The organism is Streptomyces sp. CRCS-T-1 (assembly GCF_024442335.1).
Lineage (GTDB): Bacteria > Actinomycetota > Actinomycetes > Streptomycetales > Streptomycetaceae > Streptomyces > Streptomyces koelreuteriae.
Genome location: NZ_CP101651.1, coordinates 8,439,124 through 8,465,616, shown reverse-complemented (window position 1 = coordinate 8,465,616; position 26,493 = coordinate 8,439,124). Strand labels below are relative to the sequence as shown.

Annotated in this window: 24 protein-coding genes; 18 read left to right on the top strand and 6 right to left on the bottom strand. The window is 72.0% G+C overall.

What is annotated here, in order from left to right; translation table 11 throughout:
- Nucleotides 1-120 precede the first annotated feature (120 nt).
- From NNW99_RS38305 to NNW99_RS38275, 7 genes are all read left to right on the top strand, one after another.
- Nucleotides 121-789, top strand: coding sequence for a hypothetical protein (locus tag NNW99_RS38305; RefSeq protein WP_215124007.1), 669 nt, complete (start codon nt 121-123; stop codon nt 787-789).
- A 200-nt stretch (nt 790-989) separates the two neighbouring features.
- The gene (locus NNW99_RS38300; RefSeq protein ID WP_215124006.1) at nt 990-2,768 is read left to right on the top strand and encodes an ATP-binding protein; all 1,779 of its coding nucleotides are present in this window, start codon (nt 990-992) and stop codon (nt 2,766-2,768) included.
- The gene (locus NNW99_RS38295; RefSeq protein WP_215124005.1) at nt 2,765-3,187 is read left to right on the top strand and encodes a roadblock/LC7 domain-containing protein; all 423 of its coding nucleotides are present in this window, start codon (nt 2,765-2,767) and stop codon (nt 3,185-3,187) included. Before NNW99_RS38300 ends, NNW99_RS38295 begins: the two co-directional genes overlap by 4 nt.
- Entirely contained in the window at nt 3,184-3,546 is a 363-nt protein-coding gene (locus NNW99_RS38290; RefSeq protein WP_215124004.1) for a DUF742 domain-containing protein, read from the top strand. Before NNW99_RS38295 ends, NNW99_RS38290 begins: the two co-directional genes overlap by 4 nt.
- Nucleotides 3,518-4,144 (top strand): ATP/GTP-binding protein, encoded by a 627-nt coding sequence (locus tag NNW99_RS38285; RefSeq protein WP_215124003.1) that lies wholly within the window; start codon nt 3,518-3,520, stop codon nt 4,142-4,144. Before NNW99_RS38290 ends, NNW99_RS38285 begins: the two co-directional genes overlap by 29 nt.
- A complete protein-coding gene (locus NNW99_RS38280; RefSeq protein WP_215124002.1) occupies nt 4,141-5,379 on the top strand; it encodes a cytochrome P450 in 1,239 nt (412 codons plus the stop codon). The genes NNW99_RS38285 and NNW99_RS38280 overlap by 4 nt, the downstream gene beginning before the upstream one ends.
- Nucleotides 5,376-6,602, top strand: coding sequence for a cytochrome P450 (locus NNW99_RS38275; RefSeq protein WP_215124001.1), 1,227 nt, complete (start codon nt 5,376-5,378; stop codon nt 6,600-6,602). Before NNW99_RS38280 ends, NNW99_RS38275 begins: the two co-directional genes overlap by 4 nt.
- A 214-nt stretch (nt 6,603-6,816) precedes the next feature.
- Here NNW99_RS38275 and NNW99_RS38270 read toward each other — a convergent pair whose 3' ends face one another.
- A complete protein-coding gene (locus tag NNW99_RS38270; RefSeq protein ID WP_215124000.1) occupies nt 6,817-8,310 on the bottom strand; it encodes a helix-turn-helix domain-containing protein in 1,494 nt (497 codons plus the stop codon).
- 136 nt (nt 8,311-8,446) lie between these two features.
- Between NNW99_RS38270 and NNW99_RS38265 the strand changes: the two genes are divergently transcribed.
- The 5 genes from NNW99_RS38265 (at nt 8,447) to NNW99_RS38245 (ending at nt 13,645) form a co-directional block, all read left to right on the top strand.
- On the top strand, nt 8,447-9,067 hold the full coding sequence (locus NNW99_RS38265; protein ID WP_215123999.1) for an L-threonylcarbamoyladenylate synthase: 621 nt from the start codon (nt 8,447-8,449) through the stop codon (nt 9,065-9,067).
- A 194-nt stretch (nt 9,068-9,261) separates the two neighbouring features.
- Complete coding sequence (locus tag NNW99_RS38260) at nt 9,262-10,017, top strand: dienelactone hydrolase family protein (RefSeq protein WP_215123998.1); 756 nt, start codon at nt 9,262-9,264, stop codon at nt 10,015-10,017.
- A 122-nt stretch (nt 10,018-10,139) separates the two neighbouring features.
- A complete protein-coding gene (locus NNW99_RS38255; RefSeq protein WP_215123997.1) occupies nt 10,140-10,985 on the top strand; it encodes an MHYT domain-containing protein in 846 nt (281 codons plus the stop codon).
- Between the two features lie 46 nt (nt 10,986-11,031).
- A complete protein-coding gene (locus NNW99_RS38250) occupies nt 11,032-12,537 on the top strand; it encodes a metallophosphoesterase (protein WP_215123996.1) in 1,506 nt (501 codons plus the stop codon).
- A gap of 79 nt (nt 12,538-12,616) precedes the next feature.
- Nucleotides 12,617-13,645 (top strand): LLM class flavin-dependent oxidoreductase, encoded by a 1,029-nt coding sequence (locus tag NNW99_RS38245; protein ID WP_215123995.1) that lies wholly within the window; start codon nt 12,617-12,619, stop codon nt 13,643-13,645.
- A gap of 31 nt (nt 13,646-13,676) precedes the next feature.
- Here the strand turns inward: NNW99_RS38245 and NNW99_RS38240 are convergent, their stop codons facing one another.
- Nucleotides 13,677-14,144 carry a MarR family winged helix-turn-helix transcriptional regulator gene (locus NNW99_RS38240; RefSeq protein WP_251058049.1) on the bottom strand — a complete coding sequence of 156 codons (468 nt, stop codon included), beginning with the start codon at nt 14,142-14,144 and terminating at the stop codon, nt 13,677-13,679.
- Nucleotides 14,145-14,237: 93 nt separating this feature from the next.
- On the opposite strand from NNW99_RS38240, the gene NNW99_RS38235 reads away from it, so the two are divergent.
- Nucleotides 14,238-14,699: an ester cyclase gene (locus NNW99_RS38235; protein ID WP_215123994.1), complete on the top strand. Its 462-nt coding sequence runs from the start codon at nt 14,238-14,240 to the stop codon at nt 14,697-14,699.
- 37 nt (nt 14,700-14,736) lie between these two features.
- On the opposite strand, the gene NNW99_RS38230 is transcribed toward NNW99_RS38235, so the two are convergent.
- Together NNW99_RS38230 and NNW99_RS38225 are read right to left on the bottom strand one after the other, a co-directional pair.
- Complete coding sequence (locus tag NNW99_RS38230) at nt 14,737-15,711, bottom strand: TauD/TfdA family dioxygenase (RefSeq protein WP_215123993.1); 975 nt, start codon at nt 15,709-15,711, stop codon at nt 14,737-14,739.
- Nucleotides 15,712-15,798: 87 nt separating this feature from the next.
- Nucleotides 15,799-17,343, bottom strand: coding sequence for a glycoside hydrolase family 32 protein (locus NNW99_RS38225; RefSeq protein WP_215123992.1), 1,545 nt, complete (start codon nt 17,341-17,343; stop codon nt 15,799-15,801).
- Between the two features lie 155 nt (nt 17,344-17,498).
- Between NNW99_RS38225 and NNW99_RS38220 the strand changes: the two genes are divergently transcribed.
- Genes NNW99_RS38220 through NNW99_RS38205 form a run of 4 tightly spaced genes read left to right on the top strand, consistent with a single transcriptional unit; the run spans nt 17,499 to nt 22,103 of the window.
- Nucleotides 17,499-18,908 (top strand): extracellular solute-binding protein, encoded by a 1,410-nt coding sequence (locus NNW99_RS38220; protein ID WP_215123991.1) that lies wholly within the window; start codon nt 17,499-17,501, stop codon nt 18,906-18,908.
- Nucleotides 18,905-19,861 carry a carbohydrate ABC transporter permease gene (locus NNW99_RS38215; protein WP_215123990.1) on the top strand — a complete coding sequence of 319 codons (957 nt, stop codon included), beginning with the start codon at nt 18,905-18,907 and terminating at the stop codon, nt 19,859-19,861. Before NNW99_RS38220 ends, NNW99_RS38215 begins: the two co-directional genes overlap by 4 nt.
- 14 nt (nt 19,862-19,875) lie before the next feature.
- Nucleotides 19,876-20,730 (top strand): carbohydrate ABC transporter permease, encoded by an 855-nt coding sequence (locus tag NNW99_RS38210; protein ID WP_215123989.1) that lies wholly within the window; start codon nt 19,876-19,878, stop codon nt 20,728-20,730.
- The gene (locus NNW99_RS38205) at nt 20,727-22,103 is read left to right on the top strand and encodes a glycoside hydrolase family 32 protein (protein ID WP_215123988.1); all 1,377 of its coding nucleotides are present in this window, start codon (nt 20,727-20,729) and stop codon (nt 22,101-22,103) included. The genes NNW99_RS38210 and NNW99_RS38205 overlap by 4 nt, the downstream gene beginning before the upstream one ends.
- On the opposite strand, the gene NNW99_RS38200 is transcribed toward NNW99_RS38205, so the two are convergent.
- A complete protein-coding gene (locus tag NNW99_RS38200) occupies nt 22,066-23,130 on the bottom strand; it encodes a LacI family DNA-binding transcriptional regulator (RefSeq protein WP_215123987.1) in 1,065 nt (354 codons plus the stop codon). The genes NNW99_RS38205 and NNW99_RS38200 overlap by 38 nt on opposite strands.
- 104 nt (nt 23,131-23,234) lie before the next feature.
- Between NNW99_RS38200 and NNW99_RS38195 the strand changes: the two genes are divergently transcribed.
- Complete coding sequence (locus NNW99_RS38195; RefSeq protein WP_215123986.1) at nt 23,235-24,065, top strand: aldo/keto reductase; 831 nt, start codon at nt 23,235-23,237, stop codon at nt 24,063-24,065.
- 34 nt (nt 24,066-24,099) lie between these two features.
- Here NNW99_RS38195 and NNW99_RS38190 read toward each other — a convergent pair whose 3' ends face one another.
- Complete coding sequence (locus NNW99_RS38190; RefSeq protein WP_215123985.1) at nt 24,100-26,442, bottom strand: SpoIIE family protein phosphatase; 2,343 nt, start codon at nt 26,440-26,442, stop codon at nt 24,100-24,102.
- Nucleotides 26,443-26,493 lie beyond the last annotated feature (51 nt).

Here is a 26,493-nt window from a genome sequence, read left to right as displayed (position 1 = left end):
CGGCCAAGGCGCGGGGTGCGGTTGGCCAAGACCTGACCGGCCATGTCCGCGCATGCCCAGCGCGTTGCCCGGGCTTGGGAGAGGGATGGTCGGTGCGTGGGAAACGCGGAAGGGGCAGGGATGGGGACGGACCGGCACGACGAGAGGGCCACCGGCGTGGTGCCTGCCGCGCGGTTGCGGCACGTCCACTGGTTGGGAGGCGGCAGCGGTGCGGGCAAGTCGACGATCGCCCGTCGGCTCGCGGAGCGGCACGGCTGGCGTCTCTACCCGACGGACGATGTGATGCCGGAGCACGCGCGACGGACCACCGCCGGGGAAGCGCCGCTCCTGCACGCGTTCATGGCGATGGACATGGACGAGCGGTGGGTGAACCGGTCTCCCGAGACCATGCTCGAGACGTTCCACTGGTTCCGCGGGGAGGCCTTCGGGCTGATCGTCGAGGACCTGCTGCACATGCCGCGTGAGGTGCCTGTCCTGGTCGAGGGGTTCCGCCTGCTGCCGCACCTCGTACGGCCCCTGCTCACCGTGCCCGGGCAGGCCGTATGGCTCCTGCCCACACCGGAGTTCCGCCGGGCGGCGTTCCGCAACCGGGCCGCTCCGGGGGAAGGCTTCACGGCGAGGACGAGCGATCCGGAGCGGGCGAACCGCAATCTCGCCGCCCGGGACGACCTGTTCACGGAGCGCCTCCACGAGGAGACCGCGCGCCTCGGGCTGCCCGCCGTCACCGTCGGCCTCATGATGTCGGAAGACGACCTGGTCGAGCGGGTGAGCGGAGTACTCGGCCTCTGAGTTCCCTGAGCTCCCCGCGCGGCAATCCCGACAGTTGACCCCAGATACGAACAGAGAGCGATTACTTTCGGAACGAAGTGGCGCTCCACCGTGCGAGATCGGTCGATGACGGTGTGTACTGTGCTGCGGGTAGCTCGCCAGAGCGCCTCGGACTCCCCTGCCCGCCTCCCCCCTGCCCGCCTCTCCCTGGAATCTCTTCGATGATCGAACTACCGGACCTGGCCGTCGGTGGTCTCGCCCTCGGCACACTGTCCGCGTTCGCCCTCGGCGGCGGGCTGCTGCGCTCCCGGCGGCAACTGACCGCCCAGCGCGCGAAGACGGCCGCGCTGCGGGCGCAACTCGACGGCACCTCACGGGCGTTCACGGCCGAGGTCGAGCATCTGGCGGCGCGGCGCCTGCCCTCCGCCGCCCGGCAGGTCGCGCATCCCCACATCGCCGTGCCCGGCCCGCTGAGCCCGCAGCTCGCCGGTTCGCCCCTGGGATTCGCGCTGGAGCAGGTGCTGAAGGGGCTGCACGCCGAACTCGCCGCGCAGCGCACCCGGATCGACGCCGCCGCGCAGGCCGGGATGCGCGGGGCGACCCGGGAGATCCAGGCGGCGCTGTACCGGCTGCAGGACGCCCTGCGCGGTCTGCAGCAGCGCTACGACGACCCCGAGCTGGCGCAGACCCTGTTCGAGCTGGACCACGAGAACGAGCAGTCGCTGCGCCGCGCGCAGATCGCCGCGGTGGTGTGCGGGGCCTGGGTGGGGCTCGCCCGGGAGGAGTCGCACCTCGTGGACGCGGTGACGGGTGGTCAGGCCCGGCTCGCGGGCTACCAGCGCGTCCGGATCCACAACCACCTGGAGGCCGGCACCGCCCTGGTGTCCCACGCCGTCGAGCCGGTCGCCATCATCGTCGCCGAGCTGCTCGACAACGCGCTGCGGCACTCCGCGCCCGACACCGGCATCGTGGTCAATCTGGAGGCCGTCCACCACGGTGTCTGCGTCACCGTGGACGACGCCGGGCTGGGCATGACGCAGGACGAACGGGCCCGGGCCCAGCGGATGGTGGGCGGTCGTGAACCGATCCTGCTCACCGAGCTCGGCGACCCGCCGCGCATGGGACTCGCCGCGATCGGCCAGCTGACCCGGCAGTTCGATCTGAGCGTGGACCTGTCGTCCCCGTCGCCGTACGGCGGTGTGCGGGCGGTGCTGCGGGTGGACCGTCATCTGCTGACGCGGATCGACCCCGAGGAACTGCCCCCGGCGGCGAGCGCCCCGCGCTCCACCCGCAAGGAGGCCGTGCGGGACACGGCGGGCGGCTCCGCCTCGCCCCGCGGCGCGAAGCCGGGCGCGCCCGCGCCCGCCAGGTCCCGCGGAACCGAGTCCGCTCCGGCCTACGCATCCGAGGGGCCTGACCCGTCCGCTGGGTCCCGTGGGGCCGAACCCGCCCCGGCCTCCGCACCCGACCGGCCCCACGCGTCCGCCGGGCCTCACCAGGCAGACGTGCCCTCCGGGTCCGACGAGTCCGAGCCGGCCACCGGGCCCCGGACCCCCGACCCGAACGCCGGGTCCCGGACGCCCGAGCCGGCCACCGAACCCGAGAGGCCCGCGCAGGCCCCCACCGCCTCGGACCACGAGCACGGCTACGGCACGGACCAGGACGACCGAGCCGCCTCCCCCGCCCCGGGCCACCACACGCCCGGTGACAGCGGCGGCCTCCCGCAGCGCCGGCGCCGCCGGGCCACACCCGCGTCGGAGACCCAGGTCCCCTCCCCCGCTCCCGCGCCCCGGCGTCGGCCCCGGCGCCCCGAGGAGTCCGCCGCCGCCCTCGGCGCGCTCCAGTCCGGCACGGCGGCCGGACGTTCCGCCGCCGCCCGGCCGAACACCGGGGCCTTCCCAGCCGTACCTGAGGGTGCCCCGGCCGTGACCACGGCCGAGACGGCATCCGACGACACCGACCACGACCGGAACGACGACGAAGGGGGAACGGCTCGATGACCAGCCGCGCAGCGGGGGACACGGCATGGGTGCTCGAACCGGTCCTGGAGGTGCCGCACGTCGTGGCCGCCGTCCTGCTCACCAAGGACGGACTCGTGACGGGCTACACCGACGCGCTGTCGCAGCCGTCCGCCGAGCGGGTCGCCGCCATCACCAGCACCGTGCAGGGCGCCTGCCGTACCGCGGCGGCGGCGTTCGCCGACACCGACCGGGCCGAGATCCGGCAGGTCGTCATCGAGTCGGACCACGGCTATGTGCTCATCGTGCCGACCGACCACGGCACCTGCGTGGCGGCGTACGGCGATCCCGAGGTGCGTCTCGATCTGCTCGCGCACCGGGTCCACTCGCAGGTCGCCCGGCTGGGTGAGAAGGCGATGGCCGCCGGGCCCCGAGGCGGCGACGGCGGCACGTCGGCATGACCGGCCGCAGAGGCGGCCGTCCCCTGGTTCCCGCGTACCTGTCGACCGGCGGGGTGGCGCGGCCCAGCCGTGCCCATCTGGAGCGGCTGTCCGTGCTCACGCGCAGCGGTGAGCCGGCTCCCCCCGATCTGCCCGCCGCCCAGGCGGCCCTGCTGGAAGAGCTGGAGTACGGGTCGCTGACGGTCGTGGAGGCCGCCGCCCTGCTGCGGCTGCCGGTCTCCGCCGTGCTGGTGCTGGCCGCCGGACTCGTCGACCGCGACCTGGCCCTGGCCCGCGCGCCCATCCCGCCCGCCCGACGCTTCGACCCCGACCTGCTGAAGAGAGTGGCCGATGGCCTCCGCGACCTCAAGCACCGTTGACGCCCAGCCCGGCGACACGGACATCCACCTTCCCGACACCGCGCGCGACCTGGTGAAGATCCTGGTCACCGGGCCCTTCGGGGTAGGCAAGACCACCCTGATCGGCTCCGTCTCCGAGATCCGCCCGCTGCACACGGAGGAGCGGCTCACCGAGGCGTCCGCGCCGGTGGACGATCTCGCCGGAGTGCGGGACAAGTCGACCACCACGGTCGCCATCGACTTCGGCCGGATCAGCCTGCCGGGCGGGATCGTGCTGTACCTGTTCGGCACACCCGGCCAGGAGCGGTTCCGGCCGCTGTGGGACGACATCGCCTACGGGGCGCTCGGCGCGCTCGTCCTGGTCGACGCCCGCCGGATCGACGCCTCGTTCGACGTGCTGGGGCTGGTGGAGGAGACCGGGCTGCCGTACGCGGTCGCCTTCAACACCTTCCCGGACGCGCCCCGCCACCACACGGCCGAGCAGTTGCGCGCCGCCCTGGACCTGGAGCCGACGACCCCGATGGTGACCTGCGACGCGCGGGAGGCGGACTCCTCCATCGACTCCCTGCTCGCCCTGGTCCAGCACCTGATCGACCACCGACCCGCGGAGCACCGGTGACACATCCGTCCCCCGCCGAGCAGGCCTTCTCCCTCGCGTCGCCCGTACGCCTGTGGGAGGACGGCTTCGCCCGCGACCCCGCCCCCTACTACGCGGCACTGCGCGCCCACGGCCCGGTCGGCTGGGCGGAACTCGCGCCCGGTGTGGCGGCGTACGTCGTCACGGACCGGCGGGCGGCGCTGGATCTGCTGCACGACACGGAGACGTTCTCCCACGACCCCCGGCCGTGGGAGGCGACCGTCCCCGACGACTCGCCGGTGCTCGGGATGATGCGGTGGCGGCCCAACACCCTGTTCGCCGACGGCGCCGCCCACCTCCGCTATCGCACCGCGCTGATCGACGCCTTCGACCTGGTGGAGCCGCACGATCTGCGGGCCCGGATCCACCGGGCGGTGCATCTGCTGGTGAGCCGGTTCGGGCCGCGGGGCGAGGCCGACCTGGTCGGCGAGTTCACCAGGCCGCTGATGGCGCTGGTGTTCAACAGCCTGTTCGGGCTGCCGGACAGCGCGAGCGACCGGCTCGACTCCGCGCTCGGCAAGCTGATCGAGGGCGGCGCGCAGGCGGCCGAGGGCGAGGCCGAGTTCGGCGGGTACGTGCTGGAGCTGATCGCCGCCAAGACCGAGCGGCGCGGCGACGACCTGCCGAGCTGGCTGCTGGACCATCCGGCGGGGCTGACGCCCGAGGAGGTCACCTGGCAGGTGTTCCTCACGCTCGGCGCGGGGCACGAGCCGACGGCCAACCTGGTGTCCAACGCGCTGTCCAGGATCCTCGGCAACCCGGCCTACTACTCGACGCTCACCAGCGGCGCCCGTCCCGTGACGGACGCGGTGCTGGAGGTGCTGCACCACGAGACGCCGCTCGCCAACTACGGCATCCACTACGCCCGTACGCCGGTCACCTTCCACGGCGTGTGGATCAGGGCGGCGGTGCCGGTGGTGATCTCGTACGGGGCGCTGGCCCAGGCCGCCGAGCAGGAGCGCGGCGCTGACCGTCACCCGGGGGACGCCTCCCATCTGTCCTGGTCGGCGGGCCCGCACGCCTGCCCCGTGAAGCAGCACACCCTGCTCATCGCCACCGAGGCGATCGAACGGCTCACCCAGTGGCTGCCCGACCTCGAACCCGTGCTGCCCCGTGAACGCCTCACCTGGCGTCCCGGTCCCTTCCACCGCTCGCTCACGGAACTGCCCGTCCGTTTCAGCCCCCGCTCCCCCGACCGTCCAGGAGGACGACCGTGACCGTGACCGACCGCATCGCCCTCGACCCGTTCGGCGCCGACATAGCGGGCGAGAGCGCCCGGCTGCGCTCCCTCGGCCCGATCGTGCCCGTGGAGCTGCCCGGCGGTATCCCCGCCTGGGCTCCCACGCGCTACGACACGCTGAAGGAGCTCATCCTCGATCCGCGGGTGAGCAGGGACCCGCGGCTGCACTGGCGGCTGTGGCCCGAGGTCGGCGAGCACCCGTCCTGGGGCTGGATCCTGGGCTGGGTGGGCGTGGTCAACATGCTCTCCACGTACGGCACGGACCACACGCGGCTGCGCAAACTGGTGGCGCCCAGCTTCACGCACCGGCGCACCGAGGCGATGCGGCCCCGGGTGGAGGCGATCACGGCGGAGCTGCTGGACACGCTCGACGCCCACGGCGACGAGGTCGTGGACCTCCGGGAGGGGTTCGCCCATCCGCTGCCGATGCGGCTGATCTGCGAACTGTTCGGTGTGCCGGACGAGTTGTGGGAGGACACCGCCCGGTTGATCGCGGCCATCATGGACACCTCCGACCCGAGCCCGGAGCACGCGGCGTCCGTCCAGCGGCAGATCGGTACGGTGCTGCCCGCGCTGATCGCGCACAAGGCGGCGCACCCCGGCGACGACATGACCACGGAGCTGATCCGGGTCCGGGACGAGGACGGCGACCGGCTGAGCGACGAGGAGCTGCTGTACACGCTGCTGCTGGTCATCGGGGCCGGCTTCGAGACCACCGTCAATCTGATCGGCAACGCGGTCGTGGCCCTGCTCCGGCGACCCGAGCAGCTGGCCGCGGTGCGGTCCGGGGAGATCGGCTGGGACGCCGTCGTCGACGAGACGCTGCGCGCCCATCCGTCGATCGCCTCGCTGCCGCTCCGGTTCGCCGTCAGCGACCTCACCGTCGGCGACGTCACCGTCCCGGCCGGCGACGCCATCATCACGACGTACGCCGCCGCGGGACTCGACCCCGAGCACTACGGCGCGGACGCGGACCTCTTCGACGCCACACGCGCCGCCGACGACCATCTGGCGTTCGGGATCGGGGTCCACCGGTGCATCGGCGCACCCCTGGCCCGTCTGGAGGCGCTCACCGCGCTGCCCGCCCTGTTCGACCGCTTCCCCGACCTGAGCCTGGCCACCGGTGACGAGGGCCTGCGGCAGGTGCCGTCCTTCATCGCCTTCGGCTGGCAGGAGATCCCGGTGCGGCTGCGGGGCTGAGGCGGCCGACGGACAGCTCGCGGGAGCGCGACCGGTCCCCCGTTCCGGTCGTGCCCCCGCGGTGCGTTGAACTTACGTCCATGGCGGAGGCCTTGTGAACCGCGTCGATGCCCGTTGCGCGCTCAACAAGGCTCACCCGTGCACAGCTGAGTCCGGTTGACCCGGTTTCGTCCCGCCCGCATCCGGCCAACCGGTTGCCCCTGAGGCAAAGAGGTCAGTCGCGGCGGTGGAAAACCGGCAGGTCGAGGTCGCCTACGGCCAGGTGCGCGAGCACCACCTCGTACAGGTCGGTGCCTGCGGCCAGCAGCTGGCGTTCCAGGACGGGTTCGGCGCTGCGGACGTGCTCGCGCACGGTCTGCGCGTGCACGCCCAGGGTCTGCGCGGCCCGTTCGGCGTTGCCGCCGGCGGCGATCCAGGTGCGCAGGGTCCGGCGGGGGTTCCTGGCGTCCGCGTCCAGCCGGCCCAGCAGGTCCTGCGCCCAGGAGCGCACGGCGGGCCCGGACAGCAGGTCGCAGAAGCGGAGTCCGGGGTTGCCGGTGTCGCTCGCCAGCTGCGCGTCGGGCAGCCCGATCTGGGTGTTGAGCGCCAGGTGGACGACGGCCCGGACGGTGAGGTCGGCGAAGTCCGTGCCGAGCAGGCCTTCGACGCGTTCCATGCGGGCGCGCACGGTGTTGCGGCTGACGCCGAGGACCTTGGCGGCGTTGACGGCGGTGAACTCCAGGCCGAGCCGGCTGGTGGCGAGCAGTTCGGCGCGGGTGTGGTGCGGCAGCGTGTCGAGCGGGCGCAGCACGCGGGACGTCCAGTCGCGCAGCGCCACCGGGTCCATCAACCGTTCCGGGTGGGTGCGCTCGGCGTACACGGCCGTCTTGTCGGGCCGGAAGTGGGCGACGGCGAGGGCGCTGACGGCCTGTCCGTAGGCGGTGGCGGTCCGGGCCAGGCTCTGCCGGACGCTGCCTCCGAGGAAGAGGTCCGGGTGGCGTCCCACCAGTGACCGCAGCGCCTCGCGCGTGGCGTCCCGGGGGCTGACGACGATCACGTGCCCGTCCATGGCCGGGCAGCGCACGACCAGGGCCTCCTCCCCGGTGCTGTCCAGGCACTCCTCGGCGACGCGGTCGCGTACGGCGGGGCCGGACTCGACCACGTACACGCAGGCCGTTTCGGCGTCGAGCAGTCCGGGCCAGAGCCCGGCGGCGACGCGGCGGGCGGCGACGGTGTCCTCGACCATGAGCAGTTGCAGGATGGCCAGGCGCAGGTCGGAGGTGGCCCGCCGGAGCCGGTGCCCCGCCGCGGTCGATTCGCGCGCCGTCAGCAGGAGCTCGATCACCTGGGCGGTGTGGGTGACCACGTCGGAGGCCCGCCGGTCGAAGGGGGTCACCCGGGAGACGGCCAGGACGCACGCGTGGGAGGGGTGTTCCACCCGGACCAGGCGCAGGTAGCGCTCCCGGCTCTCCCAGGCGGCCGAGGCGATCCGGCCCGCGGTGATGTCCGTGACGAGGTCCTCGTCCAGCGGCAGCCGGTTCCCGGCGATGAGATTGCCGGCGGCGTCCTGCAGGGCCACCGATCCGCGCACGGCGCCGGAGAGCCAGGCGACGACTCTGCGGACGTCGCGTCCCGCCGGGCGCAGATGCTCGAGCAGTTCCTCCGCCCACGCCGGACCCGCGCCGGCCGGCGTCTCCTGCTGCCGGTTCCCGTCCTCTCGGCCAGCCACCTGGGCCTTCCCCTCGCTCCTCGCACCGCCTCCGGCGCACCGGTCGGGGACGTTACCTCAGGCGGTGTCACCCACTCATCCCGGGCCGAATCCCCACCCCGCGCCACCTGCCCGCGCGGGGGCATAAGCTCGGCAGATGGCGAAGTACTACGACGTGCACCCCGACAACCCCCAGCCGCGCACCATCGGCCAGATCGCCGACAGCATCCGCGCGGACGCTCTTGTCGCCTACCCCACGGACTCCTGTTACGCACTGGGCTGCCGCCTGGGCAGCCGTGACGGCATCGACCGGATCCGATCGATCCGCAAGCTGGACGACCGGCACCACTTCACCCTCGTGTGCCAGGACTTCGCGCAGCTCGGCCAGTTCGTACGGGTCGACAAGGACGTGTTCCGCGCGATCAAGGCGTCGACGCCCGGCAGTTACACGTTCATCCTGCCGGCGACGAAGGAGGTGCCGCGCATGCTGCAGCACCCCAAGAAGAAGACGGTCGGCGTCCGGATCCCGGACCATGTCGTCACCCAGGCCCTGCTCGCCGAGCTCGGTGAGCCGCTGCTGTCCAGCACGCTGCTGCTGCCCGGCGAGGAGGAGCCGATGACGCAGGGCTGGGAGATCAAGGACGAGCTCGACCACGTCCTGGACGGGGTGGTGGACTCCGGCGACTGCGGCACCGAGCCGACGACGGTCATCGACTTCTCCGGCGGGGAGGCGGAGATCGTACGGCACGGCGCGGGCGACACCTCGCGGTTCGAGTAAACGGCACACCAAGGGCCGTTCACGGTTCAACCGTGTGCGGGGGGTGGGCGAAATGCCCCGGGAAAGCGCGTGTCACGATGCCCGTGATCCGCCCGGTCACACGGACGGGTCCCGGGCCGGGATCCCGCGGGTCCGACACCTCGCGGGTCCGCGGCCCCGCAGCTCCGACACCCCCGCAGAGAGGCAGCCCAGCCATGACCGCCGTACAGGGAACCGCTGTCGACATCCCCACCGGGGACGGCACCGCGGACGCGTATCTGGCCCGTCCCGACGACGGGGCCGCCCATCCGGCGGTCCTGCTCTACATGGACGCCTTCGGCCTGCGTCCGCGGCTGCGGTCCATGGCCGACCGGCTGGCCGGTGAGGGCTACACGGTGCTGGTGCCGAACGTGTTCCACCGGCACGGCCGCGCTCCGCTGTTCGATCTTCCCGAGTTCATCGACCCGGGGGCGCGTCCGGAGATATTCGAGCGCATCATGCCGGTCATGCGGACCCTGACGCCGGACGTCGCGATGCGGGACGCCGCCGCCTATCTGGGCTGGCTGGCCGAGTCTCCCGCGGTGGCCGACGGCCCGGTCGCGCTGACCGGCTACTGCATGGGCGCCCGGCTCTCGCTGCTCACCGCCGGCACCTACCCGGAGCGGGTCGCGGCCGCGGCCGGCTTCCACGGCGGTCGGCTGGCGACGGACACGCCGGACAGCCCGCACCTGGTGGCGGGCGCGATCACCGCCGAGCTGTACTTCGGCCACGCCGACGAGGACCCCTCGCTGCCGCCGGAGCAGATCGATCGCCTGGAGGAGGCCCTGACGGCCGCGGGCGTGCGCCACCGCTGCGAGGTGTACGCGGGCGCGCCCCACGGTTTCACGCAGTCCGACACGGCGTCATACCACCAGGAGGGCGACGAGCGGCATTGGGCGGCACTGCTCGACCTCCTGAAGCGCACATTCTGACCGAAGTCGACTGCCGATGAACGGAAGTTGTTGATCTACCGACGGTAAGGGCTTGCTTTCACGTGTCCACTGCACGTAGACCTTGCCTCCACACCAGCCAAGACTCTGGGGGGAGTTGGCTCATGGACGGCACGGTCGACGGGTTCCGCTACGGTGCGGTGACCCCGGTTGCGGCCTATCTGATGGCTTGTCTGGGAGGGGCACTTGGGCTGCGGTGCATCGTGCGCTCGCTGCTCGACACGCGATCCTGGAAGCCCGGCTGGCTGGCGTTAGGCGCCGCCTCCATCGGGTGCGGCATCTGGACGATGCACTTCATCGCCATGATCGGCTTCCACGTGAAGGAGACCCGGATCCGCTACGACGCGGCCACGACGGTGCTCAGTCTCGTCGTGGCCGTCGTCGTGGTCGGCATCGGCGTGTTCATCGTCGGCTACCGCGGCACGGGCCGCACGGTCCTGGCGGTCGCGGGGACCGTCACGGGCCTGGGCGTCGCGACGATGCACTACCTGGGCATGGCGGCGATGCGGCTGAACGGCGACGTCGGTTACGACCCGCTCGGTGTCGCGCTGTCCGTGCTGATCGCCATCGCGGCCGCGACCGCCGCGCTGTGGTCGGCCGTCACGATCCGCAGCCTGCTGATGAGTCTCGGGGCGAGCCTGGTGATGGGGGTGGCGGTGTCCGGGATGCACTACACGGGCATGGCCGCCGTCAGCGTCCATGTGCACGACACGCCAGGCGGGACGTGGGCCGGTGACTCGCCCATGTCGTTGCTGCTGCCGATGCTGCTGGGGCCGGTCGTCTTCCTGCTGCTGGCCGGGGTGGTGGTGATGTTCGATCCGATGCTGGTGCAGGGCGAACGGCCTCCCGTAGCGCACCAGGACGCGTCCGCGAAGGGCTCGGCCGCCAACTCCGACGCGTCGCACCGCGGTTCGCGGCGCGGACCGGCGTGGCCCACCCGAAAGCGCTGACGAACCCGCCTCGGACGGCTTCTGGATCGATTGTTACGGTGCATCGGTGTCTGACTCCTCACGCGATACCGCCGAAGGCGCAGGCTGGAACAGCACCGAACGCGGCGCGTACCAGCAGTTGATGCCGCAGCGGGTCGAGAAGATCTCCTGGCTGAACCCGAAGACGCTGTGGGCCGCCCGCAACGGCGTGCTGGCCTCCTGGTTCGGCGACCCCACCGGGCGAATACGCGGCCGGTGGGTGGCGCAGCGCGAGGCCGGCGGCGCACCGGCCGACAAGGTGATCCGGCGTGAGGAGCCGGACCGTTTCTCCTTCCTGGTCATCGGCGACACCGGCGAGGGCGACGACCCCCAGTACGCCGTCGTGCCGGGCTTTCTGAAGACCGGTCAGGACACCAGCTTCGCGGTACTGGCCAGCGACGTGATCTACCCGGTGGGCAGCGCGGACGACTACGACACCAAGTTCTTCCGCCCGTACCAGGACTACCAGGCGCCGATCTACGCGATACCCGGCAACCACGACTGGTACGAGGACCTCGGCGGCTTCATGCGCGTCTTCTGCGACGACGCCCCGCCGCTGCCGCCCGAGCCCCGGCCGCGTCCCCTCAGCCGGGCCTGGCTGCGGTCCCTGCTGTGGCACAAGGCGCGTCCGGACGACGGGCAACACCTGGCCGAGGCCCGCAAGTTGCGCTCCTCCCCCGCCCAGCACGCCGTCCAGCCGGGCCCGTACTGGGCGATCGACGCCGGTCCGGTGCGGATCATCGGCATCGACACGGGTCTGCTGGGCACCCTCGACGCCGAGCAGGGCGCCTGGCTGCGCGAGGTCTCCCAGGGGCCACGCCCGAAGATCCTGGTCACCGGCTCGCCCCTGTACGTGGACGGCAGGCACGAGCCGTGCGCCATCGAAGGGGGCGGCACGGTCGACGACATCGTCCGCGACCCCGCGCACCACTATGTGGCGGCGATCGGCGGCGACATCCACAACTACCAGCGCTATCCCGTCCGGCTGGACGACGGACGCACCCTGCAGTACGTGGTCGCGGGCGGCGGCGGGGCGTTCATGCACGCCACCCACACCATCCCGCGCGTCTCCGTCGCGGACGTCACCGAGCAGGACTTCCGCTGCTATCCGCTGCGCGGCGACTCCCTCGCCTTCTACAGCCGGCTCTACGGCCACCGGCTGCGCATGCGCCGCTTCTTCACCCTCACCGAGGCCGAGGCGACGGCCGTGATCGCCGAGCGCCTCGGTATCCAGCCCGCCCGCTCGCCGGCCGCTTCGACCCGTGTCACCCGGCGCGTCCGTCTGGTCGCCGGGCTGCTCGGCACCGGGCGCCGGCCCGACAAGGCCAAGCGGTTCCGGCTGCCCGTGCGGAAGATCTACACGTCGCTGTTCTCGCCGAGTTCGGCGACCTACAGCCCGCCGTTCTTCAAGTGCTTCCTGCGTCTGGACGTCTCCCCGGACTCGGTCCGCCTGCGCTGCTACGCCGCCACCGGTGACCGCGCCCAGGAGATCTCCCCGCCGGTCGAGGACGAGGTGACGATCCCGCTGAGCTGACCCGGGGCGGCGGGAACAGGGCGGGCCATCGCGGGGTTGACACAGCCATACCCCTTGAACATTCAATGACGGAGGGTCCGTGCCACCGACCTCACGACCGCTGCGCAAGCTGGGTTTCCTGACCATCGGACTGTTCGACGAGGCGGATCCACGCCGTGGCCACGAGTCCACGCTGGAGATCATCGAGCTGGGCGAGCGGCTCGGCTTCGACAGTGCGTGGGTACGCCACCGCCACCTCCAGTACGGCATCTCCTCGCCCGTAGCGGTCCTGGCCGCGGCCTCGCAGCGGACCCGCCGCATCGAACTCGGCACGGCGGTCACCCCGCTGGGCTGGGAGAACCCGCTGCGGCTGGCCGAGGATCTGGCCACCGTCGACCTGCTGTCCGGCGGCCGGCTCAACCCGGGCGTCAGTGTGGGCCCGCCGATGCACTTCGACCAGGTCAAGGGCGCGCTCTACCCGGACACGGCCGAAGCGGAGGACTTTGGACACGGGCGGGTGGAGCGGCTGCTGGACTTCGTGCGGGGCAAGCCGGCGACGGACTTCGGCGGGCGGGAAGGCTTCGAGGTCTTCTCGCAGCAGGTGCAGCCGCACTCCCCCGGCCTGGGCCACCGCCTGTGGTACGGCGCCGGCAGCCTGCACTCGGCCCGCTGGGCGGGCGAGCACGGCATGAACCTCCTCACCAGCAGCGTCGTCAAGGCCGAAGCCCCCGAAGGGCCCCACGACTTCGCCCAGATCCAGCTCTCCCACATCCACGCCTTCCGCGCCGCCCACCCCGACGGCGACGCCGCCCGGGTCTCGCAGGGCCTGGTCGTCATCCCGACGGACTCCGCCTCCCCCGACCAGCGCGCCCGCTACGAGAAGTACGCCGCCGAGCGCACCCCTCGCACGACCGAACCCCAGGGCCCGGCCCGACTCCTGTTCGCACCGGACCTGGTGGGCACCTCGACCGAGATCGCCGAGCGACTCCACGCCCACGCCGCGTTCCGAGAGGTCGACGAGGTCGCGTTCGCCCTGCCGTTCACGTTCGAGCACGAGGACTATCTCCAGATCCTCACGGACATGGCGACGAGGCTCGGACCGGCGCTGGGATGGCGACCGGCCGCTTGACCACTCCGGCGGCGGCCGGGTCGACGTCGGGTCAGCCCGTGCGCAGGCGTGCCGTCTGTTCCGCTCCCACGTCAGTGGTGCGGCGCAAGTACCGCTCGATCACGATGAGTTCGTCGTCAGTGAAGTAGTCCAATGCCTCGTCGAAGGCTTCCCCGGGGGTGCTCCAGGCGGCTTCGATCTCGGGGGTGCGGCCGCTGGTGAGGGAGACCAGCATCTTGCGCCGGTCGTGGGGGTCGGCATGGCGTTCGGCGAGGCCGGCCTTCTGGAGGCGGTCGACGAGGCGGGTGGCCGATCCGGAGGTCAGCCCGGTCAGCTCCGCGATCTCCCCCGTAGTGCGAGGGCCGGGTTCCAGGGCGAGCAGGCTCACGCACTGCAGGTCGGTGGGGTGGAGGCCGAGGTGTTCGGCCATGGCCTGGTTGAACAGCGTGTAGGCGGCGTGGTGACGCCGCGCCGTCGCGGTGACCGCCGCGACCAGCTCCCCGCGGGTTCGGTTTGACACGAATCGTCCTCACGTCTACTTATATCTGCGTCACGCAGATAATGTGTGACGCAGACCCTTTGTAGCACGCCCCGCCCGACTCCGGGAGAACCCATGACCAGCCACACCCCCGCGCAACTGCGCGCCCTCTACGCTCGCTGGAGCGAGCTGTGGCGCGGCGACTTCAGCCACGCCGAGGAGATCCTCGACCCCGGGTTGGTCGTCCACCAGGCCCGCCCCGACGGCAGCGACTCCGAAGCCGTCACCGGCCCCGGGCGCCTGCTGCCCGAGATCGAGCAGACCATGGCCGCCTTCGACGACATCACCATCACCGTCGACATCGGCCCGATCGTCGACGGCGACCTGATCTCCGCCCGCTGGACCCTGCGCGCCACCTACGCCGGCGGCATCCCCCAGGCCACCGCCCCGACCGGCACGAGGATCTCCTTCAGCGGCAACGACATCCTGCGCGTCCGGAACGGCCGGTTCGTCGAGTACTGGACCTGCACCGACATCCTCGACGGTCTGTCCCAACTCGGCGCGATCTCCGGCCCCAACGGCCCCGCCCGGCACTGAACCGCCGCCCGCCCGCGACAGCTCACCGATCACCGGGTCACCACCGCCCGGGCGCCGTCCCGGTGATCGGCTCCGACAGCTTCCCGTCCACCCCGACGGGCACGTCGCCCGCGAGCATCACCCGGTGCATGATCCGCGGGTGGTCGAGGTGGGTGGTGTCGCCGGGGGCGAGATGCATCGTGGCGCGGTTGTCCCAGAACGCCACGCTGCCCGGCTCCCAGCGGAAGCGGACCGTGTACTCGGGCCGGACCGCCTGCTCCAGCAGCAGGTCCAGGATCGCGCTGCTCTCGGGGCGGGAGAGGCCGGCGATCTGCTCGATGTAGTAGCCGTTGACGTAGAGGATCCGCTCCCCCGTCTCCGGGTGGACGCGCACCAGGGGGTGCAGTGAGGCGACCTGACGGTCCAGCAGGTGGCGGACGTAGGCGTCGTCGCCGGGCCGGGGCTGGTAGCCGACGCCGAGGCGGTGCTCGGCCCGCAGCGTGTCGGCGAACTCCCGCAGCGGCGCGGAGAGTCCGGCGTACGCCGCCGCCAGGTTCGACCAGGTGGTGTCGCCGCCGTAGGGCGGTACGGTCTCCGCGCGCAGGATCGTCGCGGCCGGCGGGTCGATACGGGCGCCGTGGTCGCAGTGCCAGCCGCGCAGCAGGGTGTGGCGGCGGCGCCGCAGCCACTCGTCGTGCTCCATGCCGAACCTCCCGCCCAGTTCGAGCCGGTCGGCGGTCGTCTCGATCTCGGGGAAGTCCGGCGGCGAGGCCTTGCCGCGCCGGGGCAGCACCACGGTCTCGCCGAACCGGCGCGCGAAGGCCACATGCCCGGTGTGGTCCAGCTTCTGTCCCCGGAAGAACACCACCTTCCAGCGCAGCACCGCCGCCCTGATCGCGGCGATCACGGCGTCGTCGAGGTCCGCCGCCAGGTCGACCCCACCGATCTCGGCGCCGATGTGCCCGGCGACCGGCCTCACCTCCACCCCGGCCTCCCGCGCCGCCTCGTCCGTGATCGGGCTGTCCGTCGTCATGAGTGCTCCGCTGGTCGTGGGCGTGTGTCTGCCGTCCCGAAGATCGTGACAGTGATCTCCGTCCCGGGCGACACCGCACCGCACCGCTCACACCTCGAACTCCCGGATCGTGGTGTTCCGGAACACCGCCCTGCCGTCGATGGTGAACAGCGCGAGCCCGTTGTCGACCAGGTAGGGGAACGCCGCCGTCGAGTGCACGTACCGGCCGTCGTCCAGGAACAGTTCCACCGAGGTGCGGTCGACCAGGGCGCGGAGTGTCACCGTGCGCCGGGCCGGGTCGAAGGGGCTGTGGCTCTCCTGCCATCGGCCCGACATGTCCGGGGACACGGTGGGGCGGCGGTTGAGGTAGGCGTAGTCGCGGTGGACTCCGGCGTCGATGTGCCGGGCGCCGTCCGGGGAGCGCCGCAGTTGCATTCCCGCGCCCGTGACCTGGTCCCAGGTGATCTCGCAGGTCAGTTCGTAGGCGGTGCCCCGGTAGTCGAGGACTCGGGTGCCCTCGACCGCCAGGTCGCCGAGCCGTACCGTGCGCGAGACGTACCGGTCGAGCGCGGCGACCGGCCGGGACACCAGGTGGTAGGTGCCGTCGGCCGCGCGTTTCAGCGTGATCTCGCGGACGATCGAGTCGGTGCCGTTGAAGCCGTCGCTGTCGATGGTGGGCGTGATCTGGGCGTAGTCCCAGTTGTTCAGCCAGCCGATGGCGTAGCGGGTCTCCTCGTCGAGCGTGCCGTCGGTGCCGCGTTTGTCGAAGGTGACGGCCCCGTACCAGTCCCAGCCCCGGTCGAGCCACTGCGGTTCGGTGGCGTCGGCGGTGAAGGCGCTCCCGTCGAAGGAGCCCGTCCAGTACGCGTACGTGTTCGGCAGCCCGGCGGCCTTGCCGTTGGCGCTCACGCCGAGCACCCATTTCGCCGTGCCGTCCCCGGCGCGGATCCGGAACAGGTCCGGGCACTCCAGCACGCCGATGCCGCCTTTGACGAAACCGCTGACGTACGTCCAGGACTTGAGGTCGGCGGAGTGGTAGAAGCCCACCTTGTCGTTCTCGGCGAGGGTCATCACCCAGCGGTCCCGCTCCTCGTCGCGGATCACCTTGGGGTCGCGGAAGTCGCGCACTCCGGGGTTGGGCAGCACCGGGTCGGTGCCGTGGGGGGTGAAGGAGCGGCCGCCGTCAGTGGAGTAGTACAGGTACTGCGCCTGGTCGTTCGGGCCGTCGTGCGGCGACATCGTGGCCAGGACGACGACCGCGCCCGCCCCGAAGCCCGCCGTGTCGTCCGTGTCGATCACCGCCGAGCCCGACCAGACGTCGCCGCCCGGGGTGGTGTCCTTGGGTACGGCGATCCCCCGGTCCGTGAAGGAGACCAGGTCGGTGCTGGTGGCCAGGCGCCAGGCGGTGCCGACCTCGCCGGAGAGGTAGTCGGCGTTGTGGAGGTAGTAGTAGTGGTACGCGCCGTCGATCCAGATCGGGCGCTGCGGGTCGTTCTTCCACTGTTCGGGGACGGTGAAGTGGTAGGCGGCGCGGTAGCTCGCGGCTGCCCTCCCGGGTCCGGCCGCAGCCGGGCCCGCCGCTGCGGGCAGTAACGCGCCGGCCGTGCCCACGGCCGTACCGGCGAACAGCGCTCTCCTGCTGATCCCGCTCATGACACTCGTTCCTCTCGTCGGAAACGGCGGCTCATGGGACCAGGACTCTCGGACCTAACTCGTTAAAGGTCAAGCGGTCGCACGCCTTGACAGGTCCCTGCGGCACTCACATCATCTGGGCATCACTCCTCGTCTAACACGAGTTAGGCCCAACGATGACCGACTCACACCTCACCCGCCGCGCCCTCATGCGGTACGGCGCCTACGGCGCGGGGGCCGCCGCCCTGGCCGGCACCGCAGCGAGCTGGGACCGGCTCACCGGAGCCGACATCCCCGGCCGGGACGACGGCTCCCTGGTCGTCGCCACGCTGGGCCCCGCCTACGGGCCCGAGGCCATCCGCACGCTCCAGGACGGCTTCCGCGAGCTGCACCCCGACATCAAGCTCCGCGTCAACGCGGTGCAGGCCGTCGACTGGTCGGACTTCTTCGCGAAGATCCTCACCCAGGTCGCGGCGGGCACCGCCCCCGACCTCGTCTACGTCGCCACCGAGGGCGTGCAGCTCTTCGCACAGCGGCTCGGCGTGGCCCTGGACAAGTGGGTGCGGCGGGACGCGGCCGAGCTGAAGGAGTACTTCGCCGACGTCCACCCCTCGCTGGTGGAGTCGATGATGTACGAGGGCAGCCTCTACCAGCTCCCGGTGGAGTTCAACGCCGCCGACATGTACTTCAACCGGCAGGTGCTGCGCCGGGCGGGCGCGGACTTCCCGCCGGCCGACTGGACGCGCGACGACTTCACCACGCTGCTGCGGGACATGAAGAAGTCCAGCGGCTCCCGCTTCACGCCGTACTTCTGGACCAACCGGCTCTGGGGCGGCGTGGTGCCCTGGCTGTTCGCGAACGACACCAATCTGCTCGCCGAGTCCAAGGCGCCCGGCGGGCGGTGGCTGTGGGACGGCTTCTATCCGGCGGCTCAGCGCAAAGGGCGTGGGGGCGGCTTCCGATGGACCACGCCGCAGGCCACCCACGACCGGGTGGAGGAGGTCTACGACTATCTCGCCTCCCTCATCCAGGACGGCCTGTGCACCCGCCCCGAGGGCGGCAACGGCCAGAACCTCATCGGCGTGTTCTCCACCGGCCGGGTCGGTGTCACCCCGGCGGGCGGCTTCTGGGCGGGCGGGCTGTCCCTGGCCGGTATGGAGCCGGACGGCTTCGACGTGCAGTACTTCCCGCGCTGGCGCACCCAGCGCATGCAGTACGGCGCGGCGGGCTACGCGCTGCTGCGCACCTCGAAGATGCAGGACGAGGCATGGGAGTTCATCAAGTACGCGGCCCGCAAGGACACCCTGGAGCGGCTGTTCACGACGAACCAGACGACCCCGGCCCGCCGCTCCCTGCTGACCGCCGACCGCTACGAGAAGACGGGTCCGGCGCACTGGCCGGTCTTCTACGACACCCTCGACCGATTCCCCGACACCGGGCCCATTCCGGCGCCGCCGCAGGTCGCGGAGGTCGAGCAGGTGCTGCTGAAGCACACCGGTACGGCCCTGGCCTCCCCGCGCTCGGTGCGTCCCGCGCTGCGCCGGATGCAGGGCGATCTGGAGAAGGCCATGGAGCGTGACGCATGACGAACACCCAGACACCACCCGCCCGGGCCGCCCGCCCCGAGGCCGCGCCGGCCCCGACGCGCAAGCGTCCCCCGGCCCGCGACCGGGGCAGCCGGCTGCTGGCGACCCTGTTCCTGGCCCCGACGATCGTCGGCATCGTCGTGTTCACGGTCGTCCCCATCGTCGGCTCGGTGGTGCTGAGCCTCTTCCACTGGAACGTGATCGACTCGCCGGGTTACGCCGGACTCTCCAACTACGGGGAGGTGTTCGGCGACTCGACCGTCCTGGTGTCCTTCCGCAACACGCTGGTGTTCATGGTGTTCGCGGTGGCGCTGCAACTGCTGATCGCGCTGGCGCTGGCCCTGACCATCAACGGCCGGATGCCGGTGTGGCTGCGGTCGGTGTTCCGCTCGGCGTTCTTCTTCCCGCTCGTGCTGTCCGCCGCGTCGATCTCGGTGGTGATGAAGTACCTGTTCAACCAGGACTTCGGGGTGGTCAACTGGCTGCTCGGCTTCGTCGGGATCGCGCCGGTGCCGTGGCTGACGTCGGAGAACGCGGCGATGGCGACCGTGGTCCTGGTCTATGTCTGGCAGCAGTTCGGCTTCTCGTTCCTGCTGTTCATCGGCGGCCTGAACAACATCCCGAAGGAGATCCACGAGGCCGCCGCCCTGGACGGCGCGACCGGCCTGCGCAAGCACCTCACCGTCACCCTGCCGCTGCTGTCACCGACGCTGCTGGTCGCCTCGGTCGTCGGCATCATCAACGCGCTGCAGGTCTTCGAGCAGCCGTACGTCCTCACCAACGGCGGTCCCGGCGACTCCACCCGCACGGTCGTGATGGTGATCTACGAGACGGCGTTCGAGCAGTTGCGCTTCGGTGAGGCGTCCGCGGTGGGTGTGCTGCTGTTCGCGCTGATCATGGCCGTCACGGCACTCCAGTTCCGGCTCAGCCGGCGTTTCGTCCACTACCAGTGAGCCGGGTGAGTCCCATGAGTCAAGCAACCCTGTCCTCCGGTCGTGTGCGGTACCGGCTCGCGCCCTGGGCGCGGATCGCCGGGCTGGCCGTATGCGCCCTGCTCACCCTCGGCCCGGTGGTGTGGACGGTCTCCACCTCGCTGCGGACGCCCGCCGAGGCGTTCGATCTGCCGCCGCAGCTCGTCCCGTCGAACCCGTCCACCGAGGCGTATCGCGGGGTGTTCGACCAGATCGACGTCTGGCTGCTGGCGCTGAACTCCACGCTGGTCACCGGGCTGATCGCGGTCGGCCAGATGATCACGGCGGGCCTCGCCGGATACGCCTTCGCACGGCTGGAGTTCCGCTTCAAGAAGCCGCTGTTCGGCCTGGTCCTGGCGACGATGATGGTGCCGCTGCAGGTCACCATCGTGCCGGTGTTCCTGGTGCTGAAGTCGATGAGCCTGACCGACACCCTGCTGGGACTGATCATCCCGGCGTTTCCGACCGCGTTCGGCACGTTCCTGATGCGCCAGTACTTCCTGGGCATGCCCAAGGACCTGGGCGAGGCGGCGATGCTGGACGGCGCCGGGCCCTGGCGGACCTTCCGCTCCGTGTACGCCCCGCTGGCGGCGCCCGGCCTCGCGATCGTCGGCGTACTGGCCTTCAACTACCACTGGAACGAGTTCTTCCGGCCGCTGATCCTCGAGACGTCGGGCCAGAACTACACGCTGCCGCTGGGTCTGGTCTCCCTCCAGGGCAACCTCGGCACCGGCTCGATCTCCGTCGTGCTCGCCGGTGTCGTGCTCTCCATGCTTCCCGCCGTCGCCGTGTTCGTCGTCGGCCAGCGCCCTCTGCGCGAGGGCATCACGTCCGCAGGAGTCAACCGTTGAGCCTCACCGCTCCCCCGCAGGACCCGCACGCCCCGCGCTACCGGGTCCGCCCGCCCGCCAACTGGATGAACGACCCGAACGGGCCCTTCCGCTGGCGTGGCCGCCACCACCTCTTCTACCAGCACAACCCGGACGCCCCGGTGCACGCGAACGTCCACTGGGGGCACGCCTCCAGCCCTGATCTCGTCCGCTGGGAGCATCACCCGGTCGCGCTCGCCCCGACGCCGGGCGGGCCGGACGAGGCGGGCTGCTGGTCGGGGTGCCTGGTCGATGACGACGGTGTGCCGACTGCCGTCTACACCGGGGTCGACCGGGACCACACCGGCCTCGGCACGATCTGCCTGGCCCGGGCGGCGGACCCGGACGACGAGACGCTGGCCGAGTGGGTTCCCCTGCCCACGCCGGTGGTGAAGGGCCCGCCCTCGGGGCTGGACGTGGCGATGTTCCGCGACCCGTTCGTCTTCCGGCACGACGGGCGGCGTCTGGCGCTGGTCGGTGCGGGGCACGCCGACGGTACGCCGTCGGTCCTGCTGTACGACTGCGACGACCTGACCGACTGGCGGTTCGCCGGTGTGCTCCTCGACGGCCGGGACCCGGTCGCCCGGGCGGCGTTCGGCGACCGGGCGACCGGCTGGGAGTGCCCGCAGCTCTACGCGACGCGGAGCGGCGAGTGGGTACTGGTCGTGTCGCTGTGGGACGGCCACCCCTGGACCACCGGCTACCTGACGGGCCGTCTGGACGGGGACCTGCGCTTCACCGCGCGGACGGGCGGCCGGCTCGACCACGGCCGTGACTTCTACGCGCCCGCCGTGCTCCAGGAGCCGGACCGGGCCCTGATGTGGGGCTGGTCGTGGGAGGCCCGCGAGCAGGGCGAGCACGACTGGGCGGGAGTCCTGACCGCTCCCCGTGTCGTCGACGTCCACCCGGACGGGGCGCTGCGGGTGGCCCCGGCCCCGGAGCTGCACCGGCTGCACGCCGAGGAACCGTTCGTCACCACCCCGGGCCGGACCGCGCTGCCGGCGGCCTACGACCTGACCGTCAGCGCCCGCGACCGCACCACGGTGGGTCTGCTGAGGTCGGCCTCGGGCGCCGAGCTGACGGTCCGTCTGGACCCGGCCGAGGGCACGGTCACGCTCGACCGGAGCGACTGGCCCCGCAAGGAAACGGCGGAACCGGTCGTCGTCCGTGTACCGCCGACCGAGGAGCTCACGGTGCGCGTCCTCGTCGACGGCTCGCTGTACGAACTGTTCGTCGGCGACCGGGCCACGGTCACCGAGCGTGTCTACCAACGCCCCGGCGACACACGGGAGTTGAGTGTGACACCCGGCGCGGCCGTCACCGGATGGGCGCTGGTCCCACCGACGCGCGGCTGATCACCGGGCAGGCCAGGCGCCGCACGGTGGCGGGCGGTGTCCGTCCGGTGCCGATGGCCTCGAGGAGGAGGCCCGCCGCGGCCTCCCCCATCGCCCGGTGGGGCAGCGCGACGGTGGTGAGGGGCGGTGCGAGGTGGGCGGCCATGTGCTCCTGGTCGTCGTAGCCCACCACCGAAAGCTCGCCGGGTACGGAGAGCCCGAGCCGGGTCGCGGCGTGCAGGACGCCCGCCGCGACCCGGTCGTTGTAGCTGAAGACGCCGGTGGGCCGCTGGTCGGCCGGGGCACCGTCGAGGAGGCGGACGGTGCCCTCGTACCCGCTGGAGATCTCCCCTCCGGTCCGTACGACCCAGTCCTTGGGCACGGTGACGCCCTCGGCGCGCAGCGCGTCGCGGAAGCCGCGCAGCCGTTCCACCGAGGCAATGTCGTTCTGCCCGCCGACGAGCGCGACCCGCCGGTGTCCCTGTTCCAGCAGCAGCCGGGCCGCCGTCCGGCCTCCCGCACGCTCGGCGGGGATCACGGCGGGCAGCGAGCCGTCCTCGGGCAGGCAGTTGGCCAGCACGGAGTGGGTGCGGTGCAGTCCCTCGGGCACACGGACGCGGCGCAGGGACATCGCCGCGTAGATGATGCCGTCGACGCGCCGGTCGAGGAGTTCGGCGACCGCCGCGTCCTCCTTGGCCGGATCGCCGCCGGAGTCGACGGTGAGGACCAGGTGCTCCCCGGCCCAGGCGGTGTCCATGGCGCCGCGCAGCAGCCGCCCGGCGAACGGCGAGGAGGCGATCTCGTCGGTGACGAGGCCGATCACGGCCGTACGGCTGCGGCGCAGGCCGCGGGCGACGGGGTCGGGCCGGTAGCCGAGCCGGGTCGCGGCCTGCCGAATGCGTTCCTGGGTGGCGGGCGAGAGGTTGCCGTCGGCCCGGCCGTTGAACACGAAGGACACCGCGGTGTGCGACACACCGGCGAGCCGGGCCACGTCCCGCGAGGTGGGACGCCCCGATCCCGTCCCCGGCTTCTTCTCGGCGCTGCCCATGCCGTCCGCCGTCCTCATCCGCCGCCCGTCCGGTTGATCATCGCCCACCCTATCCGTGACGCTGGAAGGACGACACGGTCAACAGTCAACGGGAAGGTCCCACGGTGATCAGCATCCCGACGCACACACTCAACGACGGTACGGCGCTCCCCGCCCTGGGCCTCGGCACCTGGCCGCTGGGCGACGACGAGGCGCAGCAGGCGGTGCTCTCGGCCCTGGAGGCGGGCTACCGCCTGATCGACACGGCGACGAACTACCGCAACGAGACGGGGGTGGGCCGTGGTGTGGCCTCCGGCGTGGTGCCGCGCGAGGAGATCGTCGTGACGACGAAGCTCCCCGGACGGCACCACGGCTACGAGGAGACCCTCGCCTCGTTCGAGGAGTCCCGGGCCCGCCTGGGCCTGGAGTATGTCGACCTGTACCTGATCCACTGGCCGCTGCCGCGCGTGGACCGGTACGTCGACTCCTGGAAGGCCATGATCAAGCTGCGCGAGGAGGGGCTCGTCCGCTCGATCGGGGTCTCCAACTTCACGGCCGGGCACATCGAGCGGCTGGAGAAGGAGACCGGTGTCCTGCCCTCGGTGAACCAGATCGAGCTGCACCCCTTCCTGCCGCAGGAAGAGCTGCGCGCCTTCCACGCGGGCAAGAACATCGTCACCGAGAGCTGGAGTCCGCTGGGCCGGGGCACGCCCCTGCTGGACGACCCGGCCGTGGCACGGATCGCCGAGGCGCACGGGGTGTCGGCCGGGCAGGTGGTCCTGCGCTGGCACACGCAGCTGGGCGCAGTGCCGATCCCGAAGTCGGCGAACCCTGAGCGGCAGCGCGCGAACCTCGACGTCTTCGGCTTCGAGCTGAGCGAGGACGAGCTGGCTGCCGTCGCCGACCGGGCGCACCGGCGGGTGGGCGGGGACCCCGAGGTGCACGAGGAGTTCTGACGGGCACGCGGGCCGGACGGGCCGACGGCCGTGGTCAGAACAGTGGTGTGAGTGACTGCTCGCACCAGATGGTCTTGCCCCTGGTGGTCTGCCGGCTGCCCCAGCGCTGGGTGAGCTGGGCGACCAGCAGCAGTCCGCGCCCGCCCTCGTCGTCCTGGTGGGCGCGCCGCAGGTGCGGGGAGGTCGAACTGCCGTCGGACACCTCGCAGATGAGGGTCTGGTCGCGGATCAGTCGGAGCTGGATGGGCGGAGCGCCGTACCGGATGGCGTTGGTGACCAGTTCGCTGACGACCAGTTCGGTGACGAAGGCCGTCTCGTCCAGCCCCCACGCGGTGAGCTGGTCGGTGGCGGCCTGCCGGGTGATCGCCACCTGCGCGGGGTCCGGTGTGACGTCCCAGGTGGCGACCTGGTCCGCGCCCAGCGCCCGGGTGCGGGCCAGCAGCAGCGCCACGTCGTCGCTGGGCTCCTCGGGCAGTACGGCCTTCAGCACGGTGTCGCAGAGGGCGTCGAGCGAGTCGGCGGGCACGGTCAGGGCGCGGCACAGCTCGTCGGTGGCGTGGTCGACGTCGCGGTCGCGGTCCTCGATGAGTCCGTCGGTGTAGAGGGCGACGACGGATCCCTCGGGCAGTTGGAGCTCCGTCGCCTCGAACGGCAGCCCTCCGACGCCCAGCGGGGGCCCCGCGCTCATGGGGATCAGCCGGGCGGATCCGTCGGGCAGCACCAGGGCGGGGGCGGGGTGCCCGGCGGCGGCCAGGTTCAGCCGGCGTGTGACGGGGTCGTAGACGGCGTAGAGGCAGGTCGCGCCGAGTTCCGCGACCTCGTCGCCCTCGTCGTCCGAGGCGAGATGGGTGACGAGGTCGTCCAGGTGGGTGAGGAGTTCGTCGGGCGGCAGGTCGACGTCGGCGAGGGTGCGTACGGCCGTGACCAGCCGGCCCATGGTCGCCGAGGAGGGGATGCCGTGGCCCACGACGTCCCCGACGACCAGCGCGACCCGGCTGCCGGAGAGCGGGATGACGTCGAACCAGTCGCCGCCGATGCCGGCCGCGGAGCCGGAGGGCAGATAGCGGTGGGCGACCTGGACGGCGGCCTGGCCGGGCAGCCCTCTCGGCAGCAGGCTGTGCTGGAGGGCCAGCGCGGTGGTGCGTTCCCGGGCGAAGCGCCGGGCGTTGTCGACGCAGACCGCGGCCCGGCTGGCGAGTTCCTCGGCGAAGACGGCGTCGTCGGCGGCGTAGTCGTCGGGCTGCGTGATGCGCACGGCCACGGCGACGCCGAGGGTGGTGCCGCGGGCCCGCAGCGGCACGGCCATCATCGAATGGACGCCCTTGCGGTAGGGGCGTCCTTGCGGGGCGCGCGTGTTGCGCTCGGCGACCCACCGCATGAACGACGGCTCCCCCGCCTGGCTGAGGATGGCGCGGCCCTCCCGCATCGCGCGGGCGATGGGCGAGAAGCCGGGGTAGACGTCCACCTCGCCGAGGCGGACGGCGGCCTCCGGGGTGCCTTCGGTGTGGGAGCCGTGGGCGACGCGGCGCAGCACGATCTCCTCGGTGGGCACGGTCGGCGACTCCTCCGCGCCGAGGACCCAGTCGAACAGGTCCACGCTGGCGAAGTCGGCGAACCGGGGCACCACGACCTCGATCAGTTCCTCGGCGGTGCGCACCACGTCCAGGGTGGTGCCGATGGTGGCCGCGGCCTCGTTCAGCAGGGCCAGTCGCTGCCGTGCCCAGTACTGCTCGGTGCTGTCGAAGGCGGCGAGGGCGGTGCCCATGACCTCGCCGGAGTCGTCCCGGACGGGCCACATCTCGATGCTCCAGGCGTGCTCCCGGTTCAGGGACGGCGCGCCTGTGAAGCTCTCGTAGCGCACCGGCCTGCCCGTGTCGGAGACATGCCGCAGATGCCAGTTGAAGCCCTTGCTGTGCTCGGCCTCCTCGACGGTCTCCGGGAAGGGCCGGCCGAGCAGGGTCTCCTCGGGCACGCCCATCACATGGCAGGCCGCTTCGTTGAGCCGCAGATAGCGCTGGCTGGTGTCGAAGACGGACATCGACATGGAGGCCTGCTGGAAGGCCTGCCCGGCCAGGGACGTCTCGGCGCTGCCGGGGGGCTCGGCGGTGACGACGAATCCGCCCGCCTCGCCGTCCGGGCCCGTCACGGCGCATCCCCGGACGCGGAGCCCGACCAGATAGCCCTCGCGGTGGCGCACCATGACGGTGCCGGACAGTGCCGACACCGCCTCGGGCGGCACGTCCTCGGCGAGCAGCTCCCGTACGGCCCGGCCCACGGTCTCCTCGGCGGGATGGCCGGTCAGCCTCCGGGCACCCTCGCTCCACCCCGTCACAATGCCGCGGGCGTCGATGATCGCAGCAGCGGAGGCGTCCTCCATTCGTCCAGGATCATCCCTTTACCGCCCGCTATCAACCGCGGCGCATCATTC